Source organism: Enterococcus rotai (genome assembly GCF_001465345.1).
GTDB classification, from domain to species: Bacteria; Bacillota; Bacilli; order Lactobacillales; family Enterococcaceae; genus Enterococcus_L; species Enterococcus_L rotai.
The window spans coordinates 3,538,273-3,551,255 of the sequence record NZ_CP013655.1; the positions used below are offsets into that span (position 1 = coordinate 3,538,273).

General features: G+C 34.6%; 11 protein-coding genes. 1 reads left to right on the forward strand and 10 read right to left on the reverse strand.

Annotated elements, in window-relative coordinates:
• Positions 1–24 precede the first annotated feature (24 nt).
• The 7 genes from ATZ35_RS15800 to ATZ35_RS15830 all read right to left on the reverse strand — a co-directional run bounded on the left by ATZ35_RS15800 (position 25) and on the right by ATZ35_RS15830 (position 6,983).
• The gene (locus ATZ35_RS15800; protein ID WP_208930517.1) at positions 25–1,062 is read right to left on the reverse strand and encodes a serine hydrolase domain-containing protein; all 1,038 of its coding nucleotides are present in this window, start codon (positions 1,060–1,062) and stop codon (positions 25–27) included.
• 38 nt (positions 1,063–1,100) lie between these two features.
• Positions 1,101–1,937 (reverse strand): VOC family protein, encoded by an 837-nt coding sequence (locus ATZ35_RS15805; protein ID WP_208928083.1) that lies wholly within the window; start codon positions 1,935–1,937, stop codon positions 1,101–1,103.
• A gap of 297 nt (positions 1,938–2,234) precedes the next feature.
• On the reverse strand, positions 2,235–3,470 hold the full coding sequence (locus tag ATZ35_RS15810) for an ABC transporter permease (protein WP_208928084.1): 1,236 nt from the start codon (positions 3,468–3,470) through the stop codon (positions 2,235–2,237).
• Positions 3,467–4,177, reverse strand: coding sequence for an ABC transporter ATP-binding protein (locus ATZ35_RS15815; protein ID WP_086444196.1), 711 nt, complete (start codon positions 4,175–4,177; stop codon positions 3,467–3,469). Before ATZ35_RS15815 ends, ATZ35_RS15810 begins: the two co-directional genes overlap by 4 nt.
• Before the next feature lie 11 nt (positions 4,178–4,188).
• Positions 4,189–5,349, reverse strand: a complete 1,161-nt coding sequence (locus tag ATZ35_RS15820; RefSeq protein ID WP_208928085.1) for an efflux RND transporter periplasmic adaptor subunit — start codon at positions 5,347–5,349, stop codon at positions 4,189–4,191.
• Positions 5,350–5,590: 241 nt separating this feature from the next.
• Complete coding sequence (locus ATZ35_RS15825; protein ID WP_208928086.1) at positions 5,591–6,238, reverse strand: TetR/AcrR family transcriptional regulator; 648 nt, start codon at positions 6,236–6,238, stop codon at positions 5,591–5,593.
• A 157-nt stretch (positions 6,239–6,395) separates the two neighbouring features.
• On the reverse strand, positions 6,396–6,983 hold the full coding sequence (locus tag ATZ35_RS15830; RefSeq protein ID WP_208928087.1) for a nucleoside/nucleotide kinase family protein: 588 nt from the start codon (positions 6,981–6,983) through the stop codon (positions 6,396–6,398).
• Positions 6,984–7,520: 537 nt separating this feature from the next.
• Here ATZ35_RS15830 and ATZ35_RS15835 point away from each other — a divergent pair.
• Positions 7,521–8,429 carry a helix-turn-helix domain-containing protein gene (locus ATZ35_RS15835; RefSeq protein WP_208928088.1) on the forward strand — a complete coding sequence of 303 codons (909 nt, stop codon included), beginning with the start codon at positions 7,521–7,523 and terminating at the stop codon, positions 8,427–8,429.
• 62 nt (positions 8,430–8,491) lie between these two features.
• On the opposite strand, the gene ATZ35_RS15840 is transcribed toward ATZ35_RS15835, so the two are convergent.
• From ATZ35_RS15840 to licT, 3 genes are all read right to left on the reverse strand, one after another.
• Positions 8,492–9,940, reverse strand: a complete 1,449-nt coding sequence (locus tag ATZ35_RS15840) for a glycoside hydrolase family 1 protein (protein WP_208928089.1) — start codon at positions 9,938–9,940, stop codon at positions 8,492–8,494.
• 91 nt (positions 9,941–10,031) lie between these two features.
• Entirely contained in the window at positions 10,032–11,921 is a 1,890-nt protein-coding gene (locus ATZ35_RS15845; RefSeq protein ID WP_208928090.1) for a beta-glucoside-specific PTS transporter subunit IIABC, read from the reverse strand.
• Between the two features lie 184 nt (positions 11,922–12,105).
• Positions 12,106–12,948: a BglG family transcription antiterminator LicT gene (gene licT / locus ATZ35_RS15850; RefSeq protein WP_208928091.1), complete on the reverse strand. Its 843-nt coding sequence runs from the start codon at positions 12,946–12,948 to the stop codon at positions 12,106–12,108.
• Positions 12,949–12,983 lie beyond the last annotated feature (35 nt).

The following is a 12,983-nucleotide window of genomic DNA, read 5'->3' on the forward strand; positions in this document are numbered from 1 at the left end:
CATTTATACTCGTAAATTATACCACTAAAAAGAAAGCGATTCATCTTTGTTTGCTATTTTTTCTTTCAAATAAATGTCAATCAATTCATCTCTTTTTTCAATGTACGTTGCTCTCTCATCTATAGGATGAACTCGATTAGATAGAAAAATAAACGCTTCTTTTTCTTTTAGATCAATTAGCAAAAAAGTTCCTGTATACCCAGTATGAAATAAAAACGGCCTTCCTGTTAAATCAGCTTTCAAATCCCATCCTAAAGAACGATGTCCGCACTTATCTGGTGTTTGATCCGCCAACAACGAACGAACTGTCTGCTTTCTTAATACTCTCGTTTTCTGATACAGACCTTCATTCAAATACATTGAGGTGAATTTTTTAAGATCAGCTAAGTTAGTAAATAAACCAGCATTGCCAGCATGTTCTGCTAAAACAAACGCTTTTGGATCGTGAGCTTGTCCGCGAATCACGCCTCTTACAGGGTGGTTTTCTGTTGGTACGGTTTTGGATGGATCTGAAGGTAAAAAGCAACTATCCGTCATATCCAAGGGGTCTAAAACACGTTCCTTAAAAATTTCAATGACGTCTTTATCTAGCAATTCTTCTAACATAAATCCCAATAAAATCGTCCCAGTATCTGTATAGGCAACTTTTTTTCCTAAAGATTCCCCTGAGCGAACCAGATTATAGGCCTGCTGCAATTCACTTTTCGATAAAGCATCTCGATTTTCAATATAACTTTGAATATCAGATGTATGAGTCAATAGATGTCGAATCGTTATTTTTTGATCTTCAAATACTGGATAATAATTTTTGAAAGGTGCGTCAATTTCGATAATCTGCTCTTCCATCAATTGTAAGACCACTGTTGTTGTACAAATCACTTTTGTCAAAGAGGCAACATCAAAAAGCAGCGAAGGCTTTAGCTCTTCGACTGCAGGTATAAGTTGAGCATTTCCCCAGGTATGATCTTCGGATGCTGTATCCGTCATAAATGAAAAACTAACACCAGGAAAAACCCCCTCATTCATCAAAGTCTTGATTTTTCTGCTTGTTTCTTTATACATCATTCATTTTCCTCATTGATTTTATTCTTATTTCTCAACTAGTTTCGCACAAACCACCATTCAATGTCACTTGGATCATAAATGGTTAAAATGGTTAATTTTTTATCAACAAAAAATTTTTGCTGTTTATTTTCTAAATGCTGCTTAAGTAATTTCATTTCAGTTTCAGTTTCTAATCCTAAAACGAAAAAATCTACTCCCAAACATTCTTCACTCTCTAGTTTGTTCTCATTTTGTGTGACAGAATCTGCCAAGTAAATCTCAAAATTACCATTTTTCATCGACAGCTTCCCCATTGAAACATCTTCAGAAAACATTCCTAAAACATCTTGATAAAACGTTAAGTGCTCTGACTTGTTTTCTACACGTAGCTTGATTCGATCAAAGACCACGTCTGCTGAAAGGCTTGAATATAATACATTGCTTTCTTGTATCAAGGGTTGAATATCTAGTGATTCAGCTACTTCTACAGTTTGATCCACTGAATTTTGATAACTAATTTCTAGCTCGTTCCCCTCGGGATCTTCCAAAAAGATACTTTTCCGATTTCCTCGCTGTACTGATTTATCGATAGGATAATTATGTGCTGTAATTCTTCTCAAAAGACTGCCAAATTCTTCCTTAGTCGGAATTCGTAATGATAAACAAATAGCCTTGTTTAAAGAGACTACCTGCTCCTCATCTGGATCTGTTTCCTCTAATATCAGCAATCTACTATCCTTTTTTTGTGAACCAAAGATAGATAAATTATTTTCTTCCAACTTCAAAATAAACCCCAACACATTTTTGTAGAAACGAACCATTTTTTCTACATCTTTCACACGCAACGCAACCGTTCTCACATATACATCTTCCGATAATTGAAACTTTTCCATTCGTCTTCCCCCTCCGAATGTCTCCCTATATTTATTCTAAACATCTCTACTGATTTCAGCAAGCAAATGTACTTTTTTCGTTCATCACTCTTATAGATAAGACTGAATAGAAGTAAATTCTATTTACCTAGACCAATTGAGAAGTAAAATACACTCACTTGATTACCACTTATTCTATACCAATTATCGAATAAAATGAATATAATACTCCAATTATTTCTTAAATAATATTTTAAAATAAAAAAAGATGCTGAATCTGCTATTCAAACATCTTTTTTTAGCTATTAACTAAGCTACTTAATTATAAATAGCCTTGATTGGATCCATTCTTGACGCACTAATCGCAGGAATAATCCCAAAAACAACGCCTGTAAAAATAGAAACCACTGTGGAAATCGCAAAAATTGCTGGAGTCATGACTGGTACGATATCTACAAAGCCACCGACGAGTGTAGAAAGCAGGTAACCTATTCCCACACCGATCAATCCACCTAACAACGTAATAAATGCCGCTTCTAATAAAAATTGCATTAAAATCATTCGCGGTTTTGCTCCAATTGCTCTACGAATCCCGATTTCTCGTTTCCTTTCCGTTACAGAGACATACATGATATTCATTACACCAATTCCTCCAACTAATAGAGAAATTGCTGTGACAGCCATCAGGAACATCGTCATTCCTCCGATAGCGTCTTCCATTTGCTTTTGGTTCTTTTGTTCTAGATCATTTTCTTTGAACACACCTTTAACATCTGGATGATTTTCACTTAAAATCGTAACCGCTTGAGCAATCACAGTTTGTTTATCCGTACCTTCTTTTAATTTAAAATTAATTCCGCTGATTGACTTTGAGCTAGCCAATTTATTATAAGAACTTCTTGAAACAAAACTGCTTGAAACAGTATTCCAATCCAAAGACATTGCCTCAGTATTATCTAATGAGTCATAATCAAATGGTTCTAAAATACCGATTACTTTGTACATATAACCATTGATTGCAACTGCTTTACCAATCAATTCACTTGGATCATCCATTTTTAAACTCATATCAAACGTATCATGATTTAAGATGATCACATCTTTATTGATATCTCGATCATCGAAATCACGACCATATTTTATTTTGTTGTTGCCCCTGTTTGAAGTGACCATTAAATTTGCCTTGGCACCAAAATAATCCAACTCAGTTGTTAAATTATCCCCCATCACACCATCGCCATATTGAGGATAAATCGTTTCGATACCATCGATATCTCTGACTTTTTTCATATCAACTCTTGAAAAACTATAATCAGGTTCTTCAAAGCTCATCATTCCCGAAGCACTTTCATCTTGCATGGTATAATGGAGCTTAACGACATCCGTATTCATTGCACTCGTTGCCGACATTACTTGTTTTTTCATCCCTTCACCAAGGGTTGAAATTGTCACAACAGAAGCAATTCCAATGATAATACCAATCATCGTTAGAAAAACGCGCAATTTATGCGCACGCAAACTTAAAAGTGTACTAATCAATAGGTTTGAAATCATCGAATCACCTCTTCTTCAAGAAAGCGTCCATCTTTCATATGAATCACTCGAGTGGCATATTTCTTCATATCGGCATCATGAGTAACCATTACGATCGTCTTTCCTTGACGATTCAGTTCAGTCAATAACTCCATGATTTCTGTTCCCGTCTCACTATCCAATGCTCCTGTAGGTTCATCAGCCATGATCAAAAGTGGATCATTGACTAAAGAACGCGCAATCGCTACACGTTGTTGTTGCCCACCAGATAATTCATTCACTTTTGCTTTTGTTTTTGCCCCTAAACCAACCAACTCTAGATATTTTTCAGCAATCTTGCGCTTTTCATCATTGCTTTTTTTGCCTTCATAAACACAAGGCAACTGCACATTCTGACTAACATTCAGCGAATTGATCAAAAAGAACTGTTGGAAAATAAAACCCAAATATTCATTACGGAATTCTGATTTCTTGTTTTCTGAAAGAGTTGAAACATCTTCTCCTTTGAAAAGATAATTTCCATCAGACACTCGATCTAAAAATCCAATGATATTCATCAAGGTGGTTTTCCCACTTCCAGATTTTCCCATGATCATAATAAATTCACCTTCATTGATCGTCAAATCCAATGATTTTAAAACCTGCAATTTTTCTTTCCCAACAGGAAAATACTTATTGATTGCTTGCATCTGAATAAGAGGTCGCGGGCTTTGCTCTTGTTGTATCATGTCTGCTCCTCCTATTCTTTTGCTGCTGGCGCTGCTTCTCCCGATTCATCTGTGCCTTCTCCAATTAAATCGCCTTCTTTGACTTCTTTCTTAGAAGAAACAATTATTCGATCTGCAGATTCTAATCCTGAATTTATAATTGTATTTTCTCCTTTTTCTTCACCAACTTGTACATCACGGCGAATTACAGAACCAAAGTCATTGACCAATACATATTTTTTACCATCTTGTTCATGAACTGCCTTTTTAGGGACCTCGATTGGTTTACTATCTCCTAAATTGATCGTCGCTTGCATATGATAGCCATTTTTTATTCCTTCTAAACTATCAAGCGATAATTTTACATTATAATTGGACATCGATCCTTCAGCATTACTGCTCTCACCTTGAGTTGCTTTAGCTTCTGGCGGATTGTCATCAATATACGAAATTTTTCCAGTTACTGTAGTGCCACTTGAAACAACAGAAAGATTTGCTTTTTGATCAACAGCGATTTTCATTAAATCTTTTTCATTTACTTTTCCAGCAACGTATAGACCATCTGATGTTAATCGAAGAACAGGGGCATTTTCATCCTTTACTTCTGGGATAGAAACGCGGCCTTTGAATTTTGCTTTGGTAGAGATAAATTGCTTGGTAGACAGGTCAGCTACCGTTTCATTTGAAAACAAAATTTCTTCATCCACGCCATCGACCTCAGCTTGATGTTGTTCATCAATCGCGGCTCCGTTTGTTGTTCGGTCTTCTTCTTTTGTTTTATTATAAGTATCGATTGCTCGATTCCATTTCTTATAAATATTCTGTTTTTTTGTCGCTAGTTTACTTAGGGTATTATTTTGCGCTTCGATTTCTTTTGTGATTTCTTTATCTTCATAGGTAAATAATATTGTCTCAGGTTCGACAACGTCCCCATTATTTACTTTGATTTCTGGTGTACTTGTCATTTTTGCATCTTTTGAAAAAGCTTCTGCCTGTTCCGGTTGTACTACACCATTGATATAGACTTGTTCAATATCTGGAACTTCAAAGTATTCGATACCTAGATCTTCCGTAGCCGCTTTCTGATCTGAACTAGCGGATGGTTTTCCACCAAATAAATTAGGAAGAATAAATAGACCGATAAGCACCACAGCAACTATTCCAACAATAATCATTATTTTTTTCTTTTTCATAACCCTTCTCCTCATCTCCTTTTAATCAAGTTATCCTTTTCGACAACTTTAGTTATCCTACTCTTTCATTTAACCATTATTAGCGCTATCATACAAGTTACATTTTTGTAATTTTGTGAATATTGAAACTTGTTAAGAATCTCCATTTTTATTTTGACTTTTCTTACTGATACTAAAAAAGACTAGATTATAAATGGATTCTTGATCCTATTCTAGTCTTTTCATTTAGATACTACACAACTTATTTAGAGAGTCCGTTTTTCACCCAATTTAGTTTGATTTTAAAATCGTTGATGATCTCGTTAGAATCCTTTTTAAGAGAATCGTCGTCTTTTTGATACCCCTCTACAATCGAAGTAAAAAGGATATTCATCAGTATTTCCATCACCATTTTAAATTCTTTTTCATCCGCAATCTTTAGTTTAGATCGATCAATCAAGGTATAGAGTTGATGCCCGTGACGCTTTTTCTGTGACTTTTCGCCCTTCTTTTTAATCGTTTGCAATTCAGGCGAAATCCGCACCATCGAGCGATAATTACTCTCCATATAGAAACGTTTATAAAAGCCTGCATGTGGTCCACATAATACTTCTAAAACTATTTTTGAGAAATAATTTTCCATTCCGTCAAATAAATCTCCGTCTGATTCTTGTACACATTTTGTGATTTCACTTTTTCTATCCTGACTTAATAAATCAAAATAATAATAGTAAAGATCTTCTTTATCTTCAAAATATTGATAAAAACTACCTCTGGGGATCTCAGCTAGCTTTATAATATTAGCAATGGATGCTTCTTTCAGTGCAACTCTAGAAAATTCAATCGAAGCCGCCTCCAACAACCTACGTTGCTTTTCTTCTGATAAATGGAAAAAAGTACTTTTTGGCATTTTGTTCCTCCCTCTCCACAACATGACACACCGTCATATGAAACGATGTCATCATAGCAATTTAAAATGAAAAAACAATAGAAAAGGTGTGAGTTTTTCATGGGAACATTCTTTAAACCAATAATTAAGCACAAAAAAGCTAGATGAATAGCGTATTTCATCCTAGCTTAAGTTGCATTACTTCAGTTACTGCTTGCTTTACATCCTTAACAACTTCTTCGAATGGTTGGTTCGCATCGATAATATAGTGATGCGGATAGTTCATCACTGTATTTTTATTTGTAGATTCCTGATCATAAAGTGCCCCACGTGCATTTATGACTTCTTCGTTTACTTCTCTAATTTTTAACCTTGATAAAACATTTTTTTTGGATACTTCTAAAAAAATCGGAATAACCATACTTCCAAATTGATTTTGAATTTCCTGAAAACCATTGATCGTTAATACATCATAAGCAGAATGATTCTTTGTTCTGTTCATTAACTCCGCAATGCCTACCCCATAGTGATAGCCATGATAAGTATCATACTCAGCTAATGACTTAGTATTCACTAAATAGTCAAATCGCTCTTTTGTTTCAAAATAATAATCCGTACCATCTTGCTCTCCAGTTCTAATTGGACGTGTTGTATGAGAAACCACCTTGTACTCTTTCGGAAAAACTGCTTCTGCTACTCTGGTTTTACCCGAACCACTTGGACCAATAATAACAAAAAAAGGATGTTTTAATTTTGCTTCTCCCATAGTCACTCCTCCTTGTAAATTTACTATACAACAATTAGAAAACTGCTTCAAAGAAAAAGACAATCATGAACGTAATTCTTAGTCATGATTGTCTATCTCTATTTTGTAAATTAATCTTCCATAATAGTAAAAAATAACTACCAATTTATTTATATCAATGTTATAATTACATAAATAGTATTTTATTAAAAATACTGTCGATGCATCTTCTAACAGCACTAAACTTCCCCAAGCTTTGAAATGTTAGAAGATGCTTATAGATTTAAGTTCCTACAGTGAAAGCAAATAAACTAAACAATACAACAGCAACACCTAAAGTCATTTTTTCTCCCTCCAATCTATGATTATTTATAAAAGCTATTCTATATAAAAATATCTTTCATAAGATTATTTTAACAAACAACAAGACTTAAATAAACAACAATTGGATAAAATTGCATAAAACACTAAAATAAATGCTTTTTTTTTATAATATATGTTTTTTACACAAAAACACTTGTTTTCTTATCATACGTGCAATTTTTAGGAGTGAATCATATGAACATAGGCGAAACGTTAAGATTTTTCAGAAAGAAATTACATCTGACACAAAAAGAAATGTTGGATAATCATTTAGATCCTTCCTCTTATTCCCGTATCGAGCACGGGAAACAAATTATCAGAATTGATACTTTAGCTGAAATTTTAAAAAAATTATCCCTCTCACCTGAAGAATTTTTTGCACGAATCTCTTTGGATGAAGACCAAAAAAAATTTAAGGCACTATTTTACTATTGTGCTGAACATTTAGATAATCAATCTATGAAACAAAAATTAGTTGATTACTATCTTAAACTAGCAAAGTTTCAACACAATTTAAAAGAACTTTCAAATTATATTGTTATTAAAGTTTACTTTTCTCAATTTTGGAGTGAGATTGATCCTATTACTGATAAAGAGATTCAAGAGATAGTCAAATACTTATTAAAAAAAGATTATTATCAACAATTCGATTATCTAATTATATCAAATACTATTAGATTTTTTAGTACCAAACAACAAGACCTAGTTCTTTCAAGAGCAATTCCAATTTCTGATGAGGATTTAAGAGATTCTACAACTTTGAATTTTGCTTATAATATGCTTACAAATGTCATTTCCTCTAGAATTCATGAAAGAGATTATGAAGGTGCAGCGAAGTATCTATCAATTGCAAAAAAACAAGATAAAAAAGGTAAAAATTATAATTTTCGTATGAATCTCCAATATTTAAATAACTTGCTAGAGTATTTAGTAACGGGAGAGCACCATTACATGGAGTATCTATATGACTTTATCAAATTAATTGAAAATATTGGTGACCTTCAGCAAGCGGAAACTTTGAAAAAAGAGGTTACCTATTTGACTCACAGTAATTTCACCGTAACCGATAAAACAAGCTTTCCAAATGGCTTATTCAGATATTAACAATTGTTTATCAAAAGAGCCCTAACTCAGAGTTTATCACTGAGTTAGGGCTCTTTTTCATGCTAGTTTAAATCCGATCCATTTGTTTCAATCACTTGTTTATACCAATTAAATGATTTTTTCTCATAGCGATTCATTGTGCCTTCACCATTATCATCTAAATCCACATAGATAAAGCCATAACGTTTACTCATTTCACCTGTTGAAGCACTAACTAAATCAATACAACCCCATGGGGTATAACCCATTAAATCAACACCGTCATTAATCGCGTCAGACATCGCTTCAATGTGACGACGTAAATAATCAATGCGATAGTCGTCTTCTACATAAAAGTTTTCATCAACTTTATCAATTGCACCTAAGCCATTTTCTACGATAAATAGCGGTTTTTGATAGCGGTCATATAATTCATTTAATGCAATTCTTATTCCCTCTGGATCGATCTGCCAGCCCCATTCACTTGCTTCCAAAAATGGATTACGCACGCCGCCTAATAAGTTACCGATCACCGTATCTTCTTCTTCCGCTGTTTCATTAACTGCTGAAGACATGTAGTAACTAAAACCAATATAATCAACAGAATATTGTTTCATTAATTCTAAATCATCCGCACCAATTTCCAAGTCAGATACACCATATTTATCAAACATCCGTTGTTGGTAAGCTGGATACTCACCACGAACTTGAGCATCTGTACAATAAAAATTGAATTCTTGATTTTGAGCTAGTGTAGCCATTTGGTTGATTGGATTTGCATCAATACTATAGGTTGTCGCGTAGATGATCATACAACCAATTTGCATATCTGGATTGATCTCATGACCGATTTTAACTGCTTTAGCACTTGCCACAAATTGGTTATGCCATGCTTGGAAAACATTTTGATAATCACCAGCACCAGTTGCTTTGACCATTCCTTGGCTTAATGCTGGGAAATGGAATGCTGAGTTGATTTCGTTAAATGTCATCCAATAGTTTACTTTTTTGCCGTAGCGAGTTAAAACGACCGTTGCATACTTTTCAAAAAAATCGATCATTTTACGATTTTTCCAGCCACCATATTCTTTCGCAAGGTGTAAAGGCATTTCATAGTGTGAAATTGTAATAACAGGTTCAATTCCATGTTTCAAACATTCATCGATCACTTGATCATAAAATTTCAATCCTGCTTCATTTGGTGTTGCTTCGTCCCCTTTAGGGAAAATTCTTGCCCAAGCAATTGAGAAACGATAACATTTGAAGCCCATTTTTGCAAACAGTGCAATGTCTTCTTTAAAACGATGATAATGATCGATTCCACGATGGTTAGGGTAAATAAATTTATCTTCGTCAATTTCCCAATTAAATGTATCACTTCCTAAAATTTGAAAGCGTTGTTTACCACCAGGCATTGCATCTGCTACTGATAAGCCTTTACCATCTGAACGATAAGCACCTTCTAATTGATTCGCTGCAGTTGCGCCACCCCATAAAAATCCATCTGGAAATGTAGTTGTTTTCGTTGACATTATTATTCCTCCTTATTCTAAAAGCATAGAGGGCTAACTTTTTCAGCCCCCTTAGCTAAGTAAATTTAAAGCGGTAAACCTTAACTATAAATTAACGTACAATCGCCAAGAAATCTTCACCATGTAAAACATCTGTTTGATCCATATCTAATACATCTAGATAGTCACCACTATTTGTAACTACAACAGGTGTTACAACAGGATGACCTGCTGCTTTGATTTTTTCAATATCAAATTTAACTAGGAGATCCCCTTGTTTGACTTTATCGCCTTGTTTCACTAGAATCTCGAATCCATCACCATCCATCTCAACAGTATCCATTCCGATGTGCATCAATACTTCCGCACCGTCTTCTGTAGTGATTCCGACCGCATGACCTGTTGGAAATAGTGTTGTGATTTCTCCATTTGCAGGAGCATAAAGCTCACCCAATGTTGGTTCAATAGCAATTCCTTTACCTAATGCACCAGATGAAAACACTTGATCTTCTACTTTATCTAAAGGAACGATTGTTCCAGTAATTGGACTTGTTAAGACGATTTTATCATTTTTATTGCCGTGTTGCGTTGCTGAATTAGAACTGTTGCCTTTAGTAGCTGCTTCACTGCCTGCTTCTGGTTTATCTTCAAATTTTAAAATAAACGTTAAGACAAATGCAATCACAAACGCAATTACTGTTCCAATAACTGCTGCTATCAAGCCAGATGTATCTTTTGTATCTTGTGGAATAAAGCCTGGTAAGCTTAGTAAACTGATCAAACCAAATACATAGTTTTGAACATGGCTAAATCCGATAAATGCTCCACCAACAGCTCCACCGATACAAGCCGCAATAAACGGTCTTTTAAGTGGTAAAGTGACACCATAAACAGTTGGTTCAGTAATCCCAAATACTGAAGTCATTGTAGAAGAAAGAGCTAACCCTTTTAATTTTACATTTTTTGTCATAAAGAAGACTGCTAGCGCTGCGCCACCTTGTGCTAAAACAGCTGGTAATAACATTGGTGCCATTGTATCAACACCGCCACCTGCTTGAGAAAGGTTCAGCATCATGATTGGTACAAAGCCCCAATGCATACCAAACATAACGAATACTTGCCATAAACCACCCATCACAGCTCCTGCAATGATTGGACTAATACCATAAATTCCATTGTAGCCTTTACCTAATAAATCTCCCAAAATCGTGCCGATTGGACCAATTGCAATAAATGTTACTGGCGCCATTACTAAGAATACTGCCAAGGGAACACAGATAATTTGTAAGAATGAAGGAATGATTTTCTTAAAGAAACGTTCCACATAACTTTGAACATACACGGCTAAAATAATTGGAATAACTGAAGACGTATATGCACTAGCACCAATAATAACTGGAATACCCGCAAAACTTAATGTTTGACCTGCTAAAGCACTAATACTTGGATGAACCAATGCCATCGCTAAACAGACTGCTAAAAACTGATTTGTTTTGAATTTTTTCGCAGCTGTAAATGCTAAAAGAATTGGTAAGAATGTGAAGATTCCATCTGCTATTGCAAAGAGAACGACGTAAACACCTGATTCAACAGTCAACCAATTTAGCGTCAAGGCTAGTGTTAAAAATCCTTTTAAAACCCCAGCTCCAGCCATAGCACCTAAGAATGGTGTAAAGATAGATGAAATAATATCAATTAATTGATTAAATATATTCCCTTTAGGACCTTCATCTCTCTCTGAATCATCATCGCCTAAATTACTATGAGCCATCAACTCTTTATAAACATCACTAACATGGCTGCCGATCACGACTTGATACTGACCGCCGCTTTGAACGACTTGAATCACATCTGAATCTTGATTTAATTTTTCGGTATCTGCTTTGCCTTCGTCTTTCAATTTAAAACGTAGACGTGTTGCGCAATGGACTACGCTATTCACATTTTCTTCTCCGCCAACTAACGTTAGAACGCGTTCAGCGATTTCTTGATTTTTACTCATTTTATATGCCTCTTTTCCTTAATTTTTTATATAAAAAAACCTAAACTGAAAAAACAATACTCTACTATACTTAAAAAAACTAAATATAGATGAATCACTTGTTTTTTCAATCTAGGTTTTGCCTGCTAAACAGTAACAATCCGCTTCGATTGAATGCTAAATTTTTAATAACGACAGATAAACGTTATGCTTTTTTCTCACCAGCAACTCGCTGGATATGAATGGTCAAATAAATCTGTTCCGCTTTATCGATTGGTTTTTGATATTTTTTAACCAGATAGTCATCGATTCTTTGGACTGATTGAAATGCCTTTGGATATTTACTTTGAATCAATTCGTACAGAAAATCATCTTCTTCATCGTGGGCTTCATTTTGCAAATAGCGTTGTGCAAAATATTGTAAATGCGTCACGATTCTTTGGTAATTTAGTGAATCCTCATCAAATGGTTTACCGAAATAACGACTAATGATCGTTAAAATATCTCGCACCATTTCAGTTGCCGACATAGTTACTTCCATGTTGCCATTGGCTTGTTCACTGTTTACAATGTGAAAGGCAATGAAACCAGCTTCGCTTTCTGAGAAATCTATGTCCAGTCTTTCCTTAATCAACGCTACGCCTTTTCTAGCAATAGCAAACTCTTTCGGATAAAACTTTTTTGTTTCAAACATTAGTGGATTGGGCATTTCAAGTCCTTCTTTAGCTCTCATAATGGCGTAATGCACATGATCCGTTAACGTTAAGTATATATTCGATGAAAGCTCGATGCCTAAATCTTCTTCTGCTATATCGACAATTTTTTTGACGATCTCTACTTCTTCTACTGGAATATCTGCAAATAATTGCTGAAACTGTCCTGAAGTGATGGAATCTTTAAGAACAAATTCTTTTTCAATAAAAGCTGGATCAATGACATCACCAATCTTCTTCTGAAATGCAAGACCGCGGCCCATACAGACAATTTCTTCACCTGATTCATTTTTTGTCATGACGACATTGTTGTTTAAAATTTTTTCAATATTCATGATGAACCTCACCTTTTACAAATACAAATGAAAAA

Bases quoted from the DNA above. Each gene is read 5' to 3' on its own strand.
- ATZ35_RS15800 (WP_208930517.1), bottom strand. From the start codon at position 1,062: ATGTATAAAGAAACAAGCAGAAAAATCAAGACTTTGATGAATGAGGGG.
- ATZ35_RS15805 (WP_208928083.1), bottom strand. From the start codon at position 1,937: ATGGAAAAGTTTCAATTATCGGAAGATGTATATGTGAGAACGGTTGCG.
- ATZ35_RS15810 (WP_208928084.1), bottom strand. From the start codon at position 3,470: ATGATTTCAAACCTATTGATTAGTACACTTTTAAGTTTGCGTGCGCAT.
- ATZ35_RS15815 (WP_086444196.1), bottom strand. From the start codon at position 4,177: ATGATACAACAAGAGCAAAGCCCGCGACCTCTTATTCAGATGCAAGCA.
- ATZ35_RS15820 (WP_208928085.1), bottom strand. From the start codon at position 5,349: ATGAAAAAGAAAAAAATAATGATTATTGTTGGAATAGTTGCTGTGGTG.
- ATZ35_RS15825 (WP_208928086.1), bottom strand. From the start codon at position 6,238: ATGCCAAAAAGTACTTTTTTCCATTTATCAGAAGAAAAGCAACGTAGG.
- ATZ35_RS15830 (WP_208928087.1), bottom strand. From the start codon at position 6,983: ATGGGAGAAGCAAAATTAAAACATCCTTTTTTTGTTATTATTGGTCCA.
- ATZ35_RS15835 (WP_208928088.1), top strand. From the start codon at position 7,521: ATGAACATAGGCGAAACGTTAAGATTTTTCAGAAAGAAATTACATCTG.
- ATZ35_RS15840 (WP_208928089.1), bottom strand. From the start codon at position 9,940: ATGTCAACGAAAACAACTACATTTCCAGATGGATTTTTATGGGGTGGC.
- ATZ35_RS15845 (WP_208928090.1), bottom strand. From the start codon at position 11,921: ATGAGTAAAAATCAAGAAATCGCTGAACGCGTTCTAACGTTAGTTGGC.
- licT (WP_208928091.1), bottom strand. From the start codon at position 12,948: ATGAATATTGAAAAAATTTTAAACAACAATGTCGTCATGACAAAAAAT.